18 protein-coding genes are annotated in these 20,487 nt (G+C 68.7%); 6 read left to right on the plus strand and 12 right to left on the minus strand.

What is annotated here, in order from left to right; translation table 11 throughout:
* Positions 1 to 9 precede the first annotated feature (9 nt).
* The 5 genes from FHT38_RS17120 to FHT38_RS17140 form a co-directional block, all read right to left on the minus strand.
* The gene (locus FHT38_RS17120) at positions 10 to 675 is read right to left on the minus strand and encodes an amino acid ABC transporter permease (protein ID WP_091726120.1); all 666 of its coding nucleotides are present in this window, start codon (positions 673 to 675) and stop codon (positions 10 to 12) included.
* A gap of 1 nt (position 676) precedes the next feature.
* Positions 677 to 1,411, minus strand: a complete 735-nt coding sequence (locus tag FHT38_RS17125) for an amino acid ABC transporter permease (protein ID WP_183492655.1) — start codon at positions 1,409 to 1,411, stop codon at positions 677 to 679.
* 121 nt (positions 1,412 to 1,532) lie between these two features.
* Positions 1,533 to 2,426: an amino acid ABC transporter substrate-binding protein gene (locus tag FHT38_RS17130; protein ID WP_091726127.1), complete on the minus strand. Its 894-nt coding sequence runs from the start codon at positions 2,424 to 2,426 to the stop codon at positions 1,533 to 1,535.
* 151 nt (positions 2,427 to 2,577) lie between these two features.
* Complete coding sequence (locus FHT38_RS17135; RefSeq protein WP_091726131.1) at positions 2,578 to 3,507, minus strand: LysR substrate-binding domain-containing protein; 930 nt, start codon at positions 3,505 to 3,507, stop codon at positions 2,578 to 2,580.
* 11 nt (positions 3,508 to 3,518) lie between these two features.
* Positions 3,519 to 5,375, minus strand: coding sequence for an ABC transporter ATP-binding protein/permease (locus tag FHT38_RS17140; RefSeq protein ID WP_183492656.1), 1,857 nt, complete (start codon positions 5,373 to 5,375; stop codon positions 3,519 to 3,521).
* A gap of 109 nt (positions 5,376 to 5,484) precedes the next feature.
* Between FHT38_RS17140 and FHT38_RS17145 the strand changes: the two genes are divergently transcribed.
* On the plus strand, positions 5,485 to 5,940 hold the full coding sequence (locus FHT38_RS17145; protein WP_183492657.1) for an acyl-CoA thioesterase: 456 nt from the start codon (positions 5,485 to 5,487) through the stop codon (positions 5,938 to 5,940).
* Between the two features lie 173 nt (positions 5,941 to 6,113).
* Positions 6,114 to 7,454 (plus strand): dicarboxylate/amino acid:cation symporter, encoded by a 1,341-nt coding sequence (locus FHT38_RS17150; RefSeq protein ID WP_091726141.1) that lies wholly within the window; start codon positions 6,114 to 6,116, stop codon positions 7,452 to 7,454.
* Positions 7,455 to 7,532: 78 nt separating this feature from the next.
* Here the strand turns inward: FHT38_RS17150 and FHT38_RS17155 are convergent, their stop codons facing one another.
* From FHT38_RS17155 to FHT38_RS17185, 7 genes are all read right to left on the minus strand, one after another.
* A complete protein-coding gene (locus FHT38_RS17155; protein WP_091726146.1) occupies positions 7,533 to 8,294 on the minus strand; it encodes an enoyl-CoA hydratase in 762 nt (253 codons plus the stop codon).
* A 52-nt stretch (positions 8,295 to 8,346) separates the two neighbouring features.
* Positions 8,347 to 9,198, minus strand: a complete 852-nt coding sequence (locus FHT38_RS17160) for an alpha/beta fold hydrolase (protein WP_183492658.1) — start codon at positions 9,196 to 9,198, stop codon at positions 8,347 to 8,349.
* Positions 9,199 to 9,347: 149 nt separating this feature from the next.
* Positions 9,348 to 10,562 carry an acetyl-CoA C-acyltransferase gene (locus FHT38_RS17165; protein WP_091726153.1) on the minus strand — a complete coding sequence of 405 codons (1,215 nt, stop codon included), beginning with the start codon at positions 10,560 to 10,562 and terminating at the stop codon, positions 9,348 to 9,350.
* 26 nt (positions 10,563 to 10,588) lie between these two features.
* The gene (locus FHT38_RS17170; RefSeq protein WP_183492659.1) at positions 10,589 to 12,985 is read right to left on the minus strand and encodes a 3-hydroxyacyl-CoA dehydrogenase/enoyl-CoA hydratase family protein; all 2,397 of its coding nucleotides are present in this window, start codon (positions 12,983 to 12,985) and stop codon (positions 10,589 to 10,591) included.
* 51 nt (positions 12,986 to 13,036) lie between these two features.
* Complete coding sequence (locus FHT38_RS17175; protein ID WP_091726161.1) at positions 13,037 to 13,492, minus strand: DUF2147 domain-containing protein; 456 nt, start codon at positions 13,490 to 13,492, stop codon at positions 13,037 to 13,039.
* 165 nt (positions 13,493 to 13,657) lie between these two features.
* On the minus strand, positions 13,658 to 15,448 hold the full coding sequence (locus FHT38_RS17180; protein WP_091726165.1) for an acyl-CoA dehydrogenase C-terminal domain-containing protein: 1,791 nt from the start codon (positions 15,446 to 15,448) through the stop codon (positions 13,658 to 13,660).
* Between the two features lie 51 nt (positions 15,449 to 15,499).
* On the minus strand, positions 15,500 to 16,237 hold the full coding sequence (locus FHT38_RS17185) for a TetR/AcrR family transcriptional regulator (RefSeq protein WP_310737397.1): 738 nt from the start codon (positions 16,235 to 16,237) through the stop codon (positions 15,500 to 15,502).
* 282 nt (positions 16,238 to 16,519) lie between these two features.
* Here FHT38_RS17185 and FHT38_RS17190 point away from each other — a divergent pair, with 282 nt between their 5' ends.
* From FHT38_RS17190 to FHT38_RS17205, 4 genes are read left to right on the plus strand one after another with little or no spacing between them, the layout of a single operon-like run.
* On the plus strand, positions 16,520 to 17,056 hold the full coding sequence (locus tag FHT38_RS17190; RefSeq protein WP_183492660.1) for a chemotaxis protein CheW: 537 nt from the start codon (positions 16,520 to 16,522) through the stop codon (positions 17,054 to 17,056).
* On the plus strand, positions 17,053 to 18,423 hold the full coding sequence (locus FHT38_RS17195; RefSeq protein WP_183492661.1) for a protein-glutamate O-methyltransferase CheR: 1,371 nt from the start codon (positions 17,053 to 17,055) through the stop codon (positions 18,421 to 18,423). The genes FHT38_RS17190 and FHT38_RS17195 overlap by 4 nt, the downstream gene beginning before the upstream one ends.
* Positions 18,420 to 18,986, plus strand: coding sequence for a chemotaxis protein CheW (locus tag FHT38_RS17200; RefSeq protein WP_183492662.1), 567 nt, complete (start codon positions 18,420 to 18,422; stop codon positions 18,984 to 18,986). The genes FHT38_RS17195 and FHT38_RS17200 overlap by 4 nt, the downstream gene beginning before the upstream one ends.
* A 16-nt stretch (positions 18,987 to 19,002) precedes the next feature.
* The gene (locus FHT38_RS17205; RefSeq protein WP_183492663.1) at positions 19,003 to 20,463 is read left to right on the plus strand and encodes a CHASE3 domain-containing protein; all 1,461 of its coding nucleotides are present in this window, start codon (positions 19,003 to 19,005) and stop codon (positions 20,461 to 20,463) included.
* Positions 20,464 to 20,487 lie beyond the last annotated feature (24 nt).

A 20,487-nucleotide genomic window follows, 5' to 3' on the forward strand; every position in this document is an offset into this window, starting at 1 on the left:
GGGCGGACCTCAGCGGATGATGGCGATCTTCTTCTGCAGCCGGCGGACCAGCATGGACAGGCTGAAGCAGATCACGAAGTAGACGACGGCCGCGACCAGGTAGGTCTCCATCGGCCGGTTGAAGTTCTTGCCGGCGACCTCGAAACCCTTGAGCAGGTCGTAGGCACCGATCGCGTAGACCAGCGACGTGTCCTGGAACAGCACGATGGTCTGCGTCAGCAGCACCGGGAGCATGTTGCGGAAGGCCTGCGGCAGCACCACCAGGCCCATGGTCTGCTTGTAGTTCATGCCCAGCGCGTAACCCGCGAAGACCTGGCCCTTGGGCACCGACTGGATGCCCGCGCGCATGATCTCGGAGTAGTAGGTCGCCTCGAACAGCGTGAAGGTGATCAGCGCCGTCTTCTCCGCGCCCAGCGGCCCCGCGATGTAGGGGATCAGCAGGAAGAACCACAGGATCACCATCACCAGCGGGATCGAGCGCAGCGTGTCGACGTAGATCGCCGCCGGCCGCTCCAGCCACCATTTGCCCGAGAGCCGCATCAGCGCCAGGATCGTGCCCAGCACGATGCCGCCGATCATGGCCGAGAAGGTCAGCTGGATCGAGAACCACAGCCCCTTGGCGACGAAGGAGGACAGGACCTCCCAGGTCAGGAACGAAAAGTCGAGTTGCGTCATGTCACTTCGCCCCCAGGATGCCGGGCACGCGCACGTACCACTCGATCATCTTGGCCAGGCGGTTGATCGCATAGGCCGAGATGAAGTACAGCAGCGTCACGGGCAGGAAGATCTGCACGAAGCTCGACTGCTCGGAGGCCTGCAGCGCGAACTGCGCCAGGTCGGGGATGCTCACCGCGAAGGCCACCGCCGAGTTCTTGACGATGTTCATGCTCTCGCTGGTCAGCGGCGGGATGACGATGCGGAAGGCCATCGGCAGCAGCACATGGCGATAGGTCTGCGGCAGCGTCAGACCCAGCGCCTGGCCGGCGTAGCGCTGGCCCTTGGGCAGCGTCAGGATGCCGGCCTTGACCTGCTCCGAGATCCGCGCCGAGGTGAACAGGCCGATCGCGATCACGACGAGCACGCTGGGCGGCAGGTCCAGGATCGGGAACAGGCGCGGGATCACGTGATACCAGATGAAGAGCTGGACGATCAGCGGGATGTTCCGGAACAGCTCCGTCCATGCCTCGCCGAACATCGCCAGCTTCCTGTTGGGCACCGTGCGCAGGATGCCGATCAGCGATCCGGCCACCAGCGCGACCAGCAGGCCCAGGACCGAGACGAACATCGTCCAGCCCCAGCCGTGGATCATCGCGTCCAGGTAAGTCTCATAACCGGGGGCGCCGAAACACTTCGGCGCGACCTCCTCGGTCACCATGTCTGTGCAGTACAACTGCCAATCCCAGCTCGCCATGGCGTGCTCCATCCATCAATGCGAAGGGCCGCCCGCATGCGCTGCCGCGGCCCTTCCAGTCTCCGGTCGCCCCCTTGCGACAAGGCGCCCCGCGGGGCGCCTTGCGCTCAGGGAACCGTGCTTACTTCTTGGCGTATTCCTCGACCGGCTTGTCGTTCGGGTTCGCCCAGGCGTCCTTGGTCGCCGCCGTCGCCGGCAGGCCCACCTTGGTGTTGGTCGGGGGGATCGGCTGCATGAACCACTTGTCGTACAGCTTGGCGATCTCGCCAGACTTCATCAGGCCCTTGATGCTGTCGTCCACCGCCTTCTTGAAGGCCGGATCGTCCTTGCGGATCATGATGGCGATCGGCTCGACCGACAGCACTTCGCCGACGATCTTGAAGCCCGCCGGATTGCGCGACTTGGCGATGTTGCCGGCCAGGATCTGGCCGTCCATCACGAAGGCGTCGGCGCGGCCCGACTCCAGCAGCAGGAAGCTGTCGGCGTGGTCCTTGCCCAGCACTTCCTTGAAGTCCACGCCGTTGGCGCGCTCGTGCTTGCGCAGCAGTTGGACGGAGGTGGTGCCGGTGGTGGTCGCGACGGTCTTGCCGTTGAGCTGGGCGATCGAGGTGATGCCCGAATCGGCCTTCACCGCGATGCGCACTTCCTCGACGTAGGTCGTGACGGCGAAGGCCACGTCCTTGGCGCGGGTCATGTTGTTGGTGGTGGAGCCGCACTCGATGTCCACGGTGCCGTTCTGCACCAGCGGCACGCGGTTCTGCGAGGTCACCGGCAGGTACTTGATGTCCAGCTTGGACAGGCCCAGGTGCTTCTGCACGTCGGCCAGCACGCGCTGGCAGATCTCGACGTGGTAGCCCACGTACTTGCCGTCGCCGAGCGTGTACGACAGCGCGCCCGAGGACTCGCGCACGCCCATGGTCACGCTGCCTGTGTCCTTGATCTTCTTCAGCGTGTCGGCTTGCGCCACGCCAACCAACGCCGCGCCAAGGGCCAGGACTAGCAATGCCTTCTTCATAGTTGCTCCTGCTTGTTCGGATTCAAAAGCGGATTCGAGGGAGGCTCGACCGGTGAGCCGCCCAACCGGCAGAGCAGACCATGAGCGGCTGCTTTGCAGGGTAGGGAGTATCACGCATCTCGAGGTGTTGCACGGCTTACATATGCAGGTTTCATGCCTGCCCGGCGGCGGCGTGCGTCAGGAAATTCCAGAGCGCCTGCGCGACCGGTTTCACGCGGCGCGCCGAGCCCTGGCGCTCGCGGTACATCCGCAGTTCCATGTTCAGTTCGTACTGGCCCGGCTCGGCCGCGCGCACCAGGCGGCGCGCCTTCACTTCCTTCTTCACCGAGCTCGCCGGGAGGAAGGCCAGGCCGTGGCCCTCCAGCGCCATGGCCTTGAGGCTCTCGGCCATGTCGGTCTCGAAGACCGATTCCAGGTTGAGCGGCTGCGCGGCGTCCTTGACGATCAGCTCCACCAATCGCCCGAGGTAGGCGCCGGACGCGTAGCTGAGGAAGGGGATCTTCTGGCCCGGGTGTCCGGAAATCCGGAACATCGGCGCGCCGCCTGTGTCAGCTTTCGCATAGGCGGCCAGGGTCTCGTGGCCGAGCGAGACCGATTCGTAGCGCTCGGGATCGAGCTGCAGCGGCTGGCTGGGGTGGTGGTAGACGACCAGCAGGTCGCAGTTGCCTTCGCTCAGCTGCAGCGTCGCGTCATGGACGTTGAGCGCGTTGAGCCGGCATTTCACCTCGCCGAAGCGCTGGCGCAGCTCCATCAGCCAGTGCGGGAAGAAGCTGAAGGACAGCGAGTGCGGCACGGCGAACTCGATCATGTCCTGCCCCGCCGACTGGTGGCTGCGCAGCATGTTGCGCGTGGCCTGCAGGTTGCCGAGCAGGTCCACGGCCTGGCCCAGCAGGGTTTCGCCGGCCGCGGTCAAACGCGTCGGATAGGACGAACGGTCGACCAGATCGACGCCCGCCCACGCCTCCAGCGCCTGGATGCGGCGCGAGAACGCCGGCTGCGTGACATGCCGCAGCTGGGCCGAGCGGGAGAAGCTGCGCGTCTCCGCCAGGCTCACGAAGTCTTCAAGCCATTTGGTTTCCACGGCGCGGGAGTTTAGCCGTGAGGGGCCGCCGACGCCGCCACCGCGTCCTGCCCGTCCTGCTGCAGGGCCCACATCTGCGCGTAGCGGCCGCGCCGCGCCAACAGCGCCGCATGGGTGCCGCGCTCGACGATGACGCCCTGCTCCATCACCAGGATCTCGTGGGCATCGACCACCGTCGAGAGCCGGTGCGCGATGACCAGCACCGTCTTGTCGCGCGCGGCGGCCTCGAGCTCGGCCTGGATGGCGCGCTCGTTGCGCGAGTCCAGCGCCGAGGTCGCCTCGTCGAAGATCAGGATCGGCGGATCCTTGAGCAGCGTGCGCGCGATGGCCACGCGCTGCTTCTCGCCGCCGGACAGCTTGAGCCCGCGCTCGCCCACCATGGTCTGGTAGCCCTGCGGCAGCGCCTGGATGAACGCGTGGATGTGCGCGGCCTTGGCCGCGGCCTCGATCTCCTCGATCGTCGCCTCGGGGCGGCCGTAGGCGATGTTGTAGGCGATGGTGTCGTTGAACAGCACCGTGTCCTGCGGCACGATGCCGATCGCCCGGCGCAGGCTGTGCTGCGTGACTTCGGCGATCGACTGGCCGTCGATCGCGATGCGGCCGGACTGCGCGTCGTAGAAGCGGTAGAGCAGCCGCGCCAGGGTGCTCTTGCCCGAGCCGCTCGGGCCGACCACCGCGACCTTCTTCCCCGCCGGGATCTCCAGGCTGACGCCCTTGAGGATGGGCCGCTGCGGCTCGTAGGCGAAGTGCACGTCCTCGAAGCGCACCGACGCGCCGGCCACCCGCAGCGGCTGGGCGCCGGGGGCGTCCGCGACCTCGCGCTCCCGGGCCAGCAGGCCGAACATCTTGTCCAGGTCGGTCAGGCTCTGCTTGATCTCGCGGTAGATCACGCCCAGGAAGTTCAGCGGGATGTAGAGCTGGATCATGAACGCGTTGATCATGACCAGGTCGCCCAGGCTCATCTGCCCGGCGACGACGCCTTGCGTCGCGCGCCACAGCATCGCCACCAGCGCCACCGCGATGATCACCTGCTGGCCGCTGTTGAGCAGCGACAGCGTCGTCTGCGACTTCAGCTGCGCGCGGCGCAGCCGCTCCAGGCTCTGGTCGTAGCGGGCGGCCTCGAAGTCCTCGTTGTTGAAGTACTTCACCGTCTCGTAGTTCAGCAGCGAGTCGATCGCCTTGCTGTGCGCGTGCGAGTCCAGCTCGTTGAGTTGGCGGCGGAACTTGGTGCGCCACTCGGTGACCACGATGGTGAAGCCGATGTAGAACACCAGCGCCGCGCCGGTGATCCAGGCGAAGAGCACGTCGAACTTCAGCGCCAGCAGGCTGAGCACCAGCACCACCTCGACCAGCGTCGGGAAGATGCTGTAGAGCGAGTAGGAGATCAGCGCATGCACGGCGCGCGTGCCGCGCTCGATGTCGCGGGTCATGCCGCCGGTCTGGCGCTCGAGGTGGAAGCGCAGGCTCAGGTCATGCAGATGGCGGAAGACCTGCAGCGAGATGCTGCGCGAGGCGCCCTCGGTCGCCTTGGCGAAGATCAGCTCGCGCGCCTCGGTGAACAGCGAGGTGCACAGGCGCAGCATCCCGTAGGCCAGCAGCAGTCCCACCGGCACGACCATCAGCGCCTGCGCGCTGCCGGGCCGCAGGTCGAGGCTGTCCACCAGTTGCTTGAGCAGCACCGGCACGCCGACATTGGCCAGCTTGGCGCCGATCATGAAGGCCAGCGCGAGGCCGACGCGCCAGCGGTAGCGCCAGAAATAGGGCAGCAGGCGGCCGATGGTGTGCCAGTCGCCCCGGGACTCGGGCGCGGTGGAGGACGAGGGGACGGGGGTCGGCGCGGAGGTGCCGGCGAGCGTGGAGCGGCGCATGGACGAAGGGGCTGGACTGTCGTGGGGTCGGGCCTCGGGTCCGGCGCCTGCGCTGGCGGGGCCGGACATGCTGGACGACAATGCCGGCCATTGTCACCGTTTGCCGATCATGAGCGACTCCACCGTTCCCAATGCCCCCGCGGCGCCGACCGCGCCCGCCTCGACCTCCAGCCTGCTCTCCCCGGAGACGATCGGCCCCCGCGAACTGGTGATGCGCGTGATGCCGATGCCGGCCGATGCCAATGGCAACGGCGACATCTTCGGCGGCTGGATCATGGCGCAGGTCGACCTGGCCGGGTCGGTGCTGCCGGCGCGCATCTCTCGCGGCCGGATCGCGACGGTGGCGGTCAACGAGTTCATCTTCAAGCAGCCGGTGTCGGTGGGCGACCTGCTGAGCTTCTATGCGCAGGTCACCCGCATCGGCCGTACCTCGATCACGGTGCATGTCGAGGTTTTCGCCGAGCGCAACCCCGCCAATCCGCATGTGGTCAAGGTGACCGAGGCCAACCTGACCTACGTCGCGATCGACCGCGAAGGCAAGTCGCGGGTCATCGGCGAAGCCTAGGCGGACGCGGCGAGCGGGGGACCGCGGCCGCGCGTGCGAATGGGCGTCCCGCCACCAGGGTTTGTACGTAGATTCCGCAGCCGGCTCCGGGATGCGGGTGGGATACTGCGCCGCCTGGGTGCCGAGCCACGCCGGTGACGGCGCCAGCGGCGCCCTCAACCGGAGCCGTCCCCATGCTGTCCCCTTCCGCCTCCGCCACGCCGGTCGTCGCCGTGCCGTGGTACCGCCATCTCTACCTGCAGGTCGTCGTGGCGATCGTGATCGGCATCCTGCTCGGTCATTTCGAGCCGAAGTTCGCCGTCACCCTGCAGCCGCTGGGCGATGCCTTCATCAAGCTGGTGAAGATGATCATCGCGCCGGTGATCTTCCTGACCATCGTGACCGGCATCGCGGGCATGACGCAGCTCAGCCGCGTCGGCCGGGTGTTCGGCAAGGCGATGGCCTACTTCCTGTTCTTCTCGACGCTGGCGCTGATCGTCGGCCTGGTGGTGGCGAACGTGGTGCAGCCGGGTCACGGCATGAACGTCAACGTCGCGGACCTGGACCAGAAGGAAGTGCATCGCTACGTCGAGAAGACGCATGACCTGACGCTGGTCGGCTTCCTGATGGACGTGATCCCGAAGTCGCTGGTGGGCGCGCTGGCGGACGGCAACATCCTGCAGACGCTGTTCGTCGCGGTGCTGTTCGGCATCGCGCTGGCGCTGGTGGGCGATCGCGGCAAGCCGGTGCTGAACTTCTTCGAGGCGCTGACCGCGCCGGTGTTCCGGATGGTGCACATCCTGATGAAGGCGGCGCCGATCGGCGCGCTGGGCGCGATGGCGTTCACCATCGGCAAGTACGGGCTGGCCTCGCTGCTCAACCTGGGCATGCTGGTGGGCAGCTTCTACGTGACGGCGCTGCTGTTCGTGCTGGTGATCCTGGGCATCGTCGCGCGGCTGTGCGGTTTCTCGATCATCAAGCTGATCCGCTACCTGAAGGCGGAGCTGCTGCTGGTGCTCGGCACCTCGTCGTCGGAGTCGGCGCTGCCGTCGCTGATGGAGAAGATGGAGAAGGCCGGCTGCGAGAAGACGGTGGTGGGCCTGGTCGTCCCGACGGGCTACTCGTTCAACCTGGACGGGACCAACATCTACATGACGCTGGCGGCGCTGTTCATCGCGCAGGCGACCAACACCGAGCTGACGCTGGGTCACCAGATCACGCTGCTGCTGGTGGCGATGCTGAGCTCCAAGGGCGCGGCGGGCGTGACCGGCGCGGGCTTCATCACGCTGGCGGCGACGCTGTCGGTGGTGCCGGAGGTGCCGGTGGCGGGCATGGCGCTGATCCTGGGCGTGGACCGCTTCATGTCGGAATGCCGCTCGCTGACCAACTTCATCGGCAATGCGGTGGCGACGATCGTGGTCTCGAAGTGGGAGCGCGCGCTGGACCACGATGCGCTGGACCTGGCGCTGTCGGGCAAGACCATCGACCCGGACGACCTGCCGATCCGCGTGGCCGGGCCGGCCGAGACGGCGTGAGCGGACTCGGTGCATGAACGACAACGGGCGCCGCGGCGCCCGTTGTGTCGTCTGGAGCGGCCTGGCTGCCGCTCTCGATCAGAACTTCGAGAAGTCCGGCTGGCGCTTCTGGAAGAAGGCCTGGAAGGCTTCCATCGCCTCGGGACTGCGCAGGCGGGCGCCGAAGATCTCGGCCTCGGCCTGGATGGTTTCCAGCAGCTGCTCCTTGGTCGCGCGGCGCATCAGCTGCTTGCTCTCGCGCACGGCGCTCGGCGGCAGCTTGTTGAAGCGCTCGGCCACGCGGCGCGCCTGCGCGACCACTTCGCCGGCCGGCAGCACCGCGTTCGCGATGCCACATTCCACCGCCTGCTCGCCGGTGAACGGGTCGCCCAGCAGGATCTTCTCGGCCGCGCGGCGCGGGCCCATCAGCTTGGGCACGAGCAGGCTGGAACCGAATTCGGGCACCAGGCCCAGGCTGACGAAGGGCATCGCCAGGCGCGCGTCGTCGGCCACGTAGACGAAGTCGCAATGCAGCAGCAGCGTCGTGCCGATGCCGATCGCCGCGCCGTTCACCGCGGCCACGATGGGCTTGTCACAGCCGATCATCGCGCGCATGAACTGGAACACCGGCGCGTCCTCGTCCCGCGGCGGGCTGCCCATGAAGTCCTCGATGTCGTTGCCCGACGTGAAGATCTGCGGCTGGCCCTGGATCAGCACCGCGCGCACGCTGTTCTCGGCGTTGGCCGCGACCAGCGCGTCGGCCATCTCCTGGTACATCGCGCGGGTCAGCGCGTTCTTCTTCTCGGGGCGTGCGATCTCGATGGTCTGCACGCCGTTGACGATGGCGGTCTTGATGCTCATGGAGCACTCTCCTGCTGGGTAAGGCCGTTGATGCCGTTGGGAATGGCCGCGATCATGCCAGCCAGGCGCTCACCTGCGGCCACAGGCTGCGCTCGAATCGATCGCGGAAGAAACCGAAATGGCCGATGCGGCGCTCGCCGATGTCCTTGGGCGCGATGCGGCGCAGCTCGGGATGCGCGCCGGCGTAGAAGCCGTGCAGCGACTCGGTGTTGCGGCGGGACATGAATTCGTCGTCGGTGAACGCGAGCGAGAGCATCGGCACCGACAGCGAGGCGTACTGCGCGCGCAGCGCGTCGCCGCCCTCGCCCATCATGTACTCGCGGTCCAGGCACCAGCGGCGCCACTGCGCCATCACCCCGCGAGGGAGGTCGCCGACCTTGCGCAGCTTGCGCCCGGGGAAGTAGCCGAAGAGGGGCAGCGCGAGCGGGACGATGACGTACCAGAGCCACCAGACGTAGCGGCGCAGGCCGATCGAGTTCTCGCGCCAGTAGCCGCTGCCGCAGCCCACCGTCACCGCGCGGGAGACGCGCGAGCGGTTGGGGAGCAGGCCCAGGATCTGACCGCCCAGGCTGTGGCCGAGCCAGTGGATCTCGCGGTCGTCGCCCAGCAGCTTGTTGAGATGCGAGAGCGCCGCGGCGGCGTCATGCTCGGCCCAGGTGCGGATGTCGGCGTCGAGGCCGCGCAGCGAGCGCTTCATCGACTCGGGCCGCGAGGCGCCCATGCCGCGGTAATCGAAGCTCAGCACCAGCCAGCCCTGCGACGCCATCCAGCGCGCGAAGGCGGCGTAGTAGCGCTGTTCGACGCCCATGGCGGGGGCGATCAGCAAGCCCGCCTTGGCCGTCGCAGGGTCACCGTAGAGATGGCCTTGGAGCTCGAATCCGTCGTCCGCTTGGAAACTGATCATCACGATCTCCCCAGCCCGAAGACCCTCACCCCTGCCCTCTCCCGCAAGCGGGAGAGGGGGTAGAAGAGCGAGCGCTGCCACCGGTATTGCTCCCTCTCCCGCTTGCGGGAGAGGGTGGGGGTGAGGGCCAGCGCCCGTCGCAGTAGCGCTTACAGACGCTCGATGATGCCCGCCGCGCCTTGGCCGGCGCCAACGCACATCGTGACCATGCCGTACTTCGCACCGGTGCGCCGCAGGCCGTGGATCACCGACGCCGCGCGGATCGCGCCGGTCGCGCCCAGGGGGTGGCCCAGGGCGATCGCGCCGCCGTTGGGGTTCACCTTGGTGCGGTCCAACACGATGCCCTTCGCGTCCAAGTCATTCAGCACCGCCAGCGACTGCGCCGCGAAGGCCTCGTTCAGCTCGACCCAGCCCAGGTCCTCGGCCTTGATGCCGGCCAGCTTCAGCGCGGCCGGGATCGCCTCGATCGGGCCGATGCCCATGATCTCCGGCGGCACGCCGCGCACCGCGAAGGACACGAAGCGCGCCAGCGGCGTCAGGCCGAAGCGCTTGACCGCCGCCTCCGACGCCACGATCAGCGCGCCCGCGCCGTCCGAGGTCTGCGAGCTGTTGCCCGCCGTGACGCTGCCCTTGGCGGCGAACACCGGCTTGAGCTTGGCCAGGCCCTCCATCGACGTGTCCTTGCGCGGACCTTCATCGATGTCGACCGTGCGCGACTTGACGATCACGCCATCGCCGTTCAGGTCGGGCTGGCGGTCCTTGATCTCGAATGGGGTGATCTCGTCCTTGAAGAAGCCCCCTTCGATCGCGGCCAGCGCGCGGCGATGCGATTCGAGCGCGAACTCGTCCTGCGCCTGCCGGCTCACCTTCCACTTGTCGGCGACCTTCTCGGCGGTCAGGCCCATGCCGTAGGCCAGGCCGATGTTCTCGTCGCGCTCGAAGATCGCCGGCGGGAACGAGGGCTTGTTGCCGCCCATCGGCACCATCGACATCGACTCCACGCCGCCGGCGATCATCACTTCGCTCTCGCCGACGCGGATGCGGTCCGCCGCCATCGCCAGCGCGGTGATGCCCGACGCGCAGTAGCGGTTCACCGTCACGCCGCCGACCGTGTTCGGCAGGCCCGACAGCACCGCCGCCACGCGGGCGATGTTCATGCCCTGCTCCCCTTCCGGGAAGGAGCAGCCGATGATCGCGTCTTCGATGACCGACGGGTCCAGGCCCGGGACCTGGGCCATCGCGGCCTGGATCACGCGGGACAGCATCTCGTCCGGACGGGTGTTCTTGAAGTAGCCCCGGCCCGACTTGCCGATCGGCAGGCGGGTGGCGGCGCAGATGTAGGCGTCTTGAACTTGCTTGCTCATGATTGATTCCTTGTGTGCCGCTCGGATCAGTTGCGCACGGGCTTGCCGGTCTGCAGCATGCCCATGATTCGCTCCTGGGTCTTCGGGTGCTCCAGCAGCGAGCAGAAGTGCTTGCGCTCCAGCGACATCAGGTATTCCTCGGTCACCAGCGAGCCGGCTTCGACTTCACCGCCGCAGACCACGTCCGCGATCAGCGAGGCCAGATGGAAGTCGTGCGCGCTGATGAAGCCGCCGTCACGCATGTTGGCCAGCGAGGACTTCACGGTGGCGATGCCGGAACGGCCCGCGACCGGGAACTTGGCCTTCAGCGGCGCGCGGTAACCGGAGTCCGCCATCGCCTTGGCCTGCGCCGTGGCGACGAACAGCAGCTCATCCTTGTTGGGGACGATCACGTCGCCGTCCAGCAGGTAGCCCAGCTTCTGCGCTTCCAGCGCGGAGGTCGCCACCTTGGCCATCGCGGCGTTGGTGAAGCCATCCTTCAGGAAGGCGAAGATATCCGCGTTGGCGTTGCCGGCCGAGGCCATCTCCGCCGCGCGGCGCGCGATGTAGGTCAGGCCACCGCCGCCCGGGATCAGGCCGACGCCCACTTCCACCAGGCCGACATACGACTCCATGTGCGCGACGCGGCGGGCGCAGTGCACCGCCAGCTCGCAGCCGCCGCCCAGCGCCAGGCCGCGCATCGCGGCCACGACCGGGACGTTGGCGTAGCGCACGCGCAGCATCATGTCCTGCAGCTTCTTCTCTTCCGGCGCGATGCCCTTGGCGCCCTTGGCCATGAAGACCGGCATCAGCGCTTCCAGGTTGGCGCCGGCGGAGAACACGTCGTCCGGCGACCAGATCACCAGGCCCTTGTACTTGGCCTCGGCGATCTCGACCGCCTTGAGCAGGCCCTCGGTGACCGTCGGGCTGATCAGGTGCAGCTTGCAGTTGATCGAGGCGATCAGCACTTCGCCGTCCAGCGACCAGACGCGGACCTCGTCGTTCTTGAACTCCTCGGTGCCCGCCTTCAGCGGCTCCACCGCGCCCTCGCCGACCAGCGATTCGGGGAAGGCCTGGCGCTCGTAGACCGGCAGCTTGGCGCGCGGCTTGAACTTGCCTTCCTTGGCGCTCCACGAGCCGTCCTTCGAATGCACGCCGCCGTTCTCGGCGACCGGGCCCTCGAAGACCCACTTGGGCAGCGGCGCGCTCGACAGCGTCTTGCCGGCGTCGATGTCGGCCTGCACCCACTCGGCGACCTGCTTCCAGCCCGCGGCCTGCCAGAGCTCGAACGGGCCCTGCTGCGAGCCGAAGCCCCAGCGCATGGCGAAGTCGATCTCGCGCGCGGTGTCGGCGACGGTGTCCAGGTGCACGGCCACGTAGTGGAACGAGTCACGCAGGATGGACCACAGGAACTGCGCCTGCGGGTTGCTCGATTCCTTCAGCAGCTTGATGCGGTCGGCGGGCTGCTTCTTCAGCATGCGGGCGACGATCTCGTCGGCCTTGCCGCCGCCGGCGACGTACTCGCCAGTGGCGAAGTCCAGGCGCTGGATATCCTTGCCGACCTTCTTGTAGAAGCCCGCGCCGGCCTTCTGGCCCAGCGCGCCCTTCTCGATCAGGCCCGCCAGCACCTTGGGCGTGGCGTAGGTCGAATAGAAGGGGTCGTCCTTCAGGTTGTCCTGCATCGTCTTGACGACGTGCGCCATCGTGTCCAGGCCCACCACGTCCGCGGTGCGGAAGGTGCCCGAGGACGCGCGGCCCAGCTTCTTGCCGGTCAGGTCGTCGACGACGTCCACGGACAGGCCGAACTTCTCGGCCTCGATCATCGTGGCCATCATGCCGGCGATGCCGACGCGGTTGGCGACGAAGTTGGGCGTGTCGTTGGCGCGCACGACGCCCTTGCCCACGGCCGAGGTCACGAAGCTCTCGAGCTGGTCGATGACTTCAGGATTGGTGGTCGGCGTGTTGATCAGCTCGACCAGGTACATGTACCGGGGCGGGTTGAAGAAGTGGATGCCGCAGAAGCGCGGCTTGATCGATTCCGGCAGGACTTCCGACAGCTTGGTGATCGACAGGCCCGAGGTGTTGGACGCGACGATCGCGTGCGGCGCGACGAACGGAGCGATCTTCGTGTAGAGATCCAGCTTCCAGTCCATGCGCTCGGCGATGGCCTCGATGATCAGGTCGCAGTCCTTGAGCAGCTCCAGGTGCTCCTCGTAGTTGGCCTGCTGGATCAGCGCGGCGTTCTCGGCCACGCCCAGCGGCGCCGGCTTGAGCTTCTTCAGGCCCTCGACGGCCTTGGTGACGATGCCGTTCTTCGGGCCTTCCTTGGCAGGCAGGTCGAACAGCACGACCGGCACCTTCACGTTGACCAGATGGGCGGCGATCTGCGCGCCCATCACGCCGGCGCCGAGCACGGCGACCTTGCGAACTTGGAATCGACTCATGGTTTCTCCAATGGACATCACTGGGATGTAGGGATGGGGTTCTGGCGTCGCTTACTCGACGCGGATCCAGGTCTGGGTGCGGCCCAGCAGCGGCATGCCGACGAAGCCGCGGACCTCGAGCTTCTTGCCGCCGTCGATCGGACGCAGGCGGACGCGATAGACCTTGCCGTTGCCCGGATCGAGGATGTCGCCGCCGTCCCAGAGCTCGGCGTCGTTGCCGTTCTTCTTGACGTTGCGCAGGATGGTCAGGCCCAGGATGGGCTGGCCCTTGCGCTCGTCGGCGCATTCGTCGCACTTGGCGGTCTGCTTGGTGGGATCGGTGATCTTCTCGATCTTGCCGGTGAGCACGCCGCCGACCTCGCTGATGCGCACGGTGGAGCGCTCCTGCTTGGTCTCGTCGTCGATCGTCTTCCACACGCCCACCGGCGTGGTCGCGGCCTGGGCCAGCGCCAGGTTGGCGGACAGTCCGAGGCCCAGGGCGACGGCAGTGGCGAACAGCGGTTTCATCGTGTCTCTCTCCGTTTCTTCTGTACAGCCGCGCCCTGTGCCGGACGCGTCGATGCGCGATGTTGCGGGCCCGGGTCGCGGCGCGTCAATCGCGCCGGGCGGAACCCGGTCCGCCGTAGGGGGACGCGGGCGCCCCGCTCGAGGAGGCGCCCGCGACGCTGTCGTTCAGAACAGCGCCTCGTCCATTTCCATCAGCGGGTTCAGGCCGGCGCGGGCGGTGCGGATCAGGCTCGCGGTTTCCGGCAGCAGCTTGGCGAAGTAGAAGCGCGCCGTCGCCAGCTTGGCGGTGTAGAACGGATCGCCCGAGTCCTTCTTCTCCAGCGCCAGCTTGGCCATGCGCGCCCACATGTAGGCGAAGCACAGGTGGCCGACGACGCGCAGGTAGTCCACCGCGGCGGCACCGACTTCATCGGGGTTCTGGAAGGCCTTCATGCCGATCTCGGTGGTCAGCTTGGTGACCTTGTCGCCGATGTCGGCCAGCGGGTTGATGAACTCCTGCATCGCCTCGCTCGTGCCCTCTTCCTCGACGAACTCGGCGATCTTCTTGCCGAACTTCTTCAGCGTCGCGCCGTTGTTGCCCAGGATCTTGCGGCCCAGCAGGTCCAGCGACTGCACGGTGTTCGTGCCCTCGTAGATCATGTTGATGCGGGCGTCGCGGACGAACTGCTCCATGCCCCACTCGTGGATGTAGCCGTGGCCGCCGAAGACCTGCATGCAGTGCGAGGTGGCGATCCAGCCGTTGTCCGTGATGAAGGCCTTGATGATGGGCGTCAGCAGCGCGACCTCGTCCTCGCAGGCCTTGGCCTCGTCGGCGTCGTCGCTGGACAGGGCCTTGTCCAGCTGCAGCGCCACGTAGGCCGACAGCGCGCGGCCGCCTTCGGCGTAGGCGCGGGCGGTCAGCAGCATCTTGCGCACGTCGGGGTGGACGATGATCGGATCGGCCGGCTTGTCCGGCGCCTTCGGGCCCGACAGCGCTCGCATCTGGATGCGGTCCTTGGCGTAGGCGACGGCGTTCTGGTACGCGACCTCGGTCAGGCCCAGCGACTGGTTGCCCACGCCCAGGCGGGCGGCGTTCATCATCACGAACATCGCCTGCAGGCCCTTGTTGGGCTGGCCCACCAGCGTGCCGACGGCGCCGTCCAGCACGATCTGCGCGGTGGCGTTGCCGTGGATGCCCATCTTGTGCTCCAGGCCGCCGCAGTAGACCGGGTTGCGCTCGCCCAGCGAGCCGTCGGCGTTGACCTTGAACTTGGGCACGATGAACAGCGAGATGCCCTTGGAGCCGGCCGGCGCGTCCGGCAGGCGCGCCAGCACCAGGTGGACGATGTTCTCGGCCAGGTCGTGCTCGCCGGCGGAGATGAAGATCTTCTGGCCGGTGATCTTGTAGGTGCCGTCGCCCTGCGGCTCGGCCTTGGAGCGCAGCAGGCCCAGGTCGGTGCCGCAGTGCGGCTCGGTCAGGCACATCGTGCCGGTCCACACGCCCGAGGTCAGCTTGGGCAGGTAGGTGGCCTTCTGCTCGTCGGTGCCGTGCGCATGCAGCGCCTCGTAGGCGCCGTGGCTCAGGCCCGGGTACATCGTCCAGGCCTGGTTGGCCGAGTTCATCATCTCGTACATGCACTGGTTCAGCAGCACCGGCAGGCCCTGGCCGCCATAGGCCGGGTCGCACGACAGCGCGGGCCAGCCGCCCTCGACGTACTGCGCGTAGGCTTCCTTGAAGCCCTTGGGCGCCTTCACCTCATGGGTGGACTTGTCCAGCGTGCAGCCTTCCTGGTCGCCCGACAGGTTGATCGGGGTCAGCACTTCCGCGGCGAACTTGCCGCCCTCTTCCAGGACCGCGTTGATCGTGTCCTCGTCGACCTCGGCATGCGCGGGCAGCAGCTTCAGCTCGTCGACCGCGTGCAGCAGCTCGTGCAGCACGAACTTCATGTCGCGCAGGGGCGGGGTGTACTGAGGCATGAGGACTCTCCTGAATGGTTCTGTGAAGGGATCGAAAGGGACTCGCCCCGCTCAGGCGCGCTTGCGGCTCGGGGCCGGGCTCGCGGAGGCGGAGTGAGGAGGCGTCTGCCGCGTCTGGGCATCGGCCTTGCGGCCGGCCGGCGTGGCGAAGCTGTCGAGGATGCGCTCCAGGCCCGTGCGGGCGCGGGCGAGCGCGCCGGGGCTGCGCAGGAAACGCGCGTCATGATGCAGCGACAGGATCAGGCCGTGCATCTCGAAAAGGACCTGATCCGGATCGGCCTCCGGCACCAGGTGGCCGACCTCCTGCGCCAGCAGGATGGCCTTGCGGATCGCGGCGTGCCAGTCGCGCACCATGCCGACCAGGGCGTCGCGCACCGGGCCGGGCCGGTCGTCGAATTCGACCGCACCGCTGATGTAGATGCAGCCCGAGTCGACCTCCACCGAGGTGCGGTGCACCCAGCGCTCGAACAGCGCGCGCAGGCGCGGCAGGCCGCGCGGCTGGCGGATCGCGGTATAGAAGACTTCTTCCTCGAACTTGGCGTGATACTCGCGCACCACGGCGATCTGCAGTTCCTCGCGCGAGCCGAAATGCGCGAAGACGCCGGACTTGCTCATCTTCGTCACATCGGCCAGCGCGCCGATGGACAGGCCCTCCAGCCCCATGTGCGAGGCCAGCCCAAGCGCCGCGTCCAGGATCGCGGCGCGCGTCTGCTGGCCCTTCTGGAGCGAACGGGCGCCACGACGCGCGACGGCGGCGGACTTGGCGGCGGTGACGGGAGAGGTGGACACGATGCCCGGAATAATAAAACGAACGATCGTTCTATTTTGAGCAGTTCCGGGTCGGAAAGGCAATCCTTGCCCACCCCTTTTTAGTGGTGCAGACCTAAAAAAGCTGGGCCGCTCGCCCGAGTCGGCAGGGAGAGGTCGGGCGACATCCGAGGGTTTACCCGACATCGAAGCGTTCGCTTCTCTGCCACGCTGGGTGACTCGCGGGCGCGCCGGCCAGTGACCTTCGGCAACGCCCGTCCGCCCGACGCCGGCATAGACTGGCGCAAACAGGGAGCCAGAAGAATGCACAAGCCATCGAATGGCGTGTTCCGGGTTCTGGTGTGCCGGGCGCGATCCCGGCTATGTGGCCTGCCGCTGGACGCCGTCGAGGAAACGCTGCGGCCCCAGCCACTGCGGCCGCTCATGTCGCCGGCCGTTCACGTCCAGGGGCTCGCGCGCATCCGCGGCGACTGGCTGCCGGTCGTTGACCTGGCCGGCCTGCTGGGCCTGTCCGACGCCGGCGCGGCCGGAGCGCCCCCGCCGCCCGGCGCGGCGCCGGTCCGGCGCTATGTCGTCGTCCGCGCCGGCGAACGCCGGGTGGCGCTGGCGGTCGCCGAGGTGCTGGGCCTGCAGACCTTCGCGGCGGAGCAACTTCGCGCCCTGCCCCCGCTGCTGCGCGACCGCGACCATGGTGCGGTCACCGCGCTGGCCGAGCGCGACGATGAACTGATCGCCGTGCTCGACCAGGCCCGGCTGCTTCCGGATGACCTGCCGCCGACCGCGGCCCTCTCGCCAGCGGACAGCGGCGACGCCATCGGCCACCAGGAGGCGGCCTCATGACGCGGACGTCGCCGTCCGATGCCGCCCTGATTTCGCTGCTGCCGCGCCTGCGGACGCTGCTCTCCGCCCGCCTGGGCCTGCAGTTCGACGACCGCCAGGACGACCGGCTCGCCGCCGCGCTGGCGCGGGTGGCCGGGCCGGGCGGTCCGGCGCGCTTCCTGGACCAGATGGAGCAGGCGCCGACGCGCGCCCGGCTCGATGCGCTCGCCGCCGAGCTGACGGTCGGCGAGACCTTCTTCTTCCGCCACCCGGAGCAGTTCGACGCGCTGCGCGTGGACCTGCTGCCGTCGATGGTGCGCCGCGCGACGTCCACCGGCCTGCGGGCGCTCTCGGCCGGCTGCGCGAGCGGCGAGGAGGCCTACACCCTGGCCATCACGCTGCATCGCGCCGGCCTGACGGCGCAGGGCGTCGACTGGCAGGTGCTGGCCGTCGACGTGAACCCGGCGGCGCTGGCGCGCGCGGCCGCCGCCCGCTACGGCGAATGGAGCCTGCGCGCGACGCCGCCGGAACTGCGCGAGCTGTGGTTCCGCGCCGTCGAACCGGGCGTCTGGACGCCGCTGCCCGCGATCCGCGAGCGGGTCCGCTTCGAGCCCCGCCAGCTGGGGCAGCCCGACGCCGCCTTCTGGACACCGGACCGCTTCGACATCATCTTCTGCCGCAACGTGCTGATGTACCTGGCGCCCACGGCGCTGCGCCAGGCGATCCAGCACCTGGTCGGCGCGCTGGCACCGGGGGGCGTGCTGTTCCTGGGCCATGCGGAGACACTGCGCGGCCAGGCCGAGGCGCAGGCCGCGGGGCTGACGCTGCGCCAGGCGCATGGCTGCTTCTTCTATCGCCGCGAAGGCGCGGACGTGGCGCCCGCCTGGCCCTTTCCCTGGCCGACCCCCGTGCCGGAGCCGGCGACGGCCCCGCTGGCGCACGCGCCGGCGTTCGAGGCCGCGTCGTCCGCCCACCATGCCGACCAGGCCCTGCTCGACGAGGCGCTGCAGCTGGTCGAGGCCGGCCAGATCGAGGACGGCCTGCGCGCCTGCGCACGGCTGATCGCGCCGCAGACGCCGGCCGCGCTGCAGGCCGAGGTGCTGTTCCTGCAAGGGCTGGCGATGGAGGAGCGCGGCCAGCTCCCCGCGGCGGAATGGCACCACCAGCGCGCCGCCGCCAAGGACGCCGCCTTCGCCCTGCCCCACCTGCGCCTGGGCCTGCTGGCCCGGCGTCGCGGCGAGATCGTCGCCGCGCGGCGCGAACTGGGGCGGGCGCTGGCGCTGCTGGACGACGAGTCGCCCGAGCGGCTGCGGCGTTTCGGCGGCGGCTTCGAACGCGACGACCTGCGGCGCCTGTGCCGCGACGAGATCCAGGAGGCCCGCGCATGACGCCCGACCGCTCCGACCCGCTGGAGGGCCAGCTCGACGAATGGCGGGCGGCCTTCGACCGCTCGTTCGCCGAGCCGCGACGGCTGGGCGATGACGACGCTGTTCTGGATGTCCTGGGCATCCGGATTGCCGGCGACCCGTTTGCCCTGAACTTGGCCGACCTGGCCGGACTGCAACCCGCCATGCCCGCCGCGCCCTACCCTGCCACCGCTCCCGGGCTGCTCGGGCTCGCCGGTCATCAGGGGCAGGTCTTGCCGCTTTACGACCTGCGCGCGCTGATCGGCCGCGGGACCGCGACGGCGGTGCGCTGGTGGGCCATCGCGCGCGCCGCGCCGCTGGCGCTCGCCTTCGAGGGCTTCGACGGCCAATGGCGCCTGACGCCTGGCGATCGCCTGCAGCAGAGCGACGCGGCCGGCACCGGCTGGGCGGTCCGCTGCGGCGGCGCGCTGCGCCCGCTGATCGAGCTGGAAGGCCTGATCGCCGCCATCGCGGGCAGCCAGCCCGGCGAGCCGCCGGCGGGATCCTTCACCACAACGACAAGCGCCGGCGCCGCCGGCCGATGACAGGGAGCACCGTGCCATGTGGACCTTCGGAAGAAAGCTGTCGATGGGTTTCGCGCTGTCCTTCGCGCTGCTGCTGCTCATCGGGACCGTGGCTTATCGCGGCGTCGAGCTGATGACGCAGACCAGCTACCAGGTCACCCGCACCCATGCGGCGCTGACCCACGTCGAGGGGCTGATGAGCCTGATGAAGGACGCGGAGACCGGCCAGCGCGGCTACCTGCTGAGCGGCGAGGAACCCTACCTCGACCCCTACCGGCATGCCGTGGCCAACCTGCCGCGGCAGCTGGCCGAACTCAAGCCGCTCATCCGCGACAACCCCGCGCAGCAGGCCCGGCTGAACCAGGCCACGGCCATGATCGAGGGCCTGATGCAGCTGCACAAGGAGCGCATCGAGTCGCGCCGCACGTCCACCACCGAGGCGGCCATGCGCGTCCAGGGCCTGGGCGAGGGCAAGCGCCGCATGGATGAACTGCGCGGCGTGATCTCCCAGATGGAGGAGGAGGAGAACGACCTGCTGCGCCAGCGCGCGCAGGAGGTCGAGTCGGCCGCCGCCAGCGTGCGCATGGCCATCGTCTGGGGCACCGTCGCCGGCGCACTGCTGGTGCTGGCGGCGGCGCTGACGCTGAACCGCGCGCTCAGCGGCCAGGTGGGCACGGCGGTCAAGCATGTGCAGCGTTCCTCGGCGGAGCTGCAGGCGGCCGCGAACCAGCAGGCCGCCGGCGCCCGCGAGACGGCCACCTCGATGACGGAGATCTCCACCACCATCTCCGAGCTGCTGGCCACCTCGCGCCAGATCGCCGACAGCGCGCAGCGCGTCGTGGTCATCGCCGAGCAGACGGCCGGACTGGCCCGTGGCGGCGACGGCACCCTGCAGGCGGCGCGCGAGACCATCGCCGCGATGCGCCGGCAGATCGACCTGGTGGTCGACCACATGCTGGACCTGGGCCGCAAGTCGCAGCAGATCGGGGTGGTGATGGACCTGGTCGGCGAGCTGGCCGAGCAGACCAACATCCTGGCGATCAACGCCACCATCGAGGCCACCGTGGCCGGCGACGCGGGCCGGCGCTTCAGCGTCGTCGCGGACGAGATCCGCAAGCTGGCCGACCGCATGACCGCCTCGACCAAGGAGATCCGCCTGCAGATCGACGACGTGCGCGGCGCGGTCAACACCACGGTGATGGCGACGGAGACCGGCTCCAAGGCGGTCGACGCTGGCGCGCGCCAGTTCGACGACGTGGCCGCCACCTTCGCCAAGATCGCCGGCCAGGTCGTGACCACGACCGACGCGGCGCGCGAGATCGAGCTGTCCACCAAGCAGCAGGCCACCGCGGTCGAGCAGCTCAATGTCGCGCTGTCCAACACCGCGCAGGCCTCGCGGGAGACCGAGGCCAGCTCCGGCCAGACCTCGCAGACGGCCACCGAGCTGGCGGAGATGTCCCGCGACCTGCTGCGCCTGGTGCAGGCCCAGCCGACCTGAGCCCGACCCCTTCAAGAACCGGAC

Origin of the sequence: Mitsuaria sp. BK041 (assembly GCF_014193085.1) — a bacterium.
Classification (GTDB): Bacteria; Pseudomonadota; Gammaproteobacteria; order Burkholderiales; family Burkholderiaceae_C; genus Roseateles.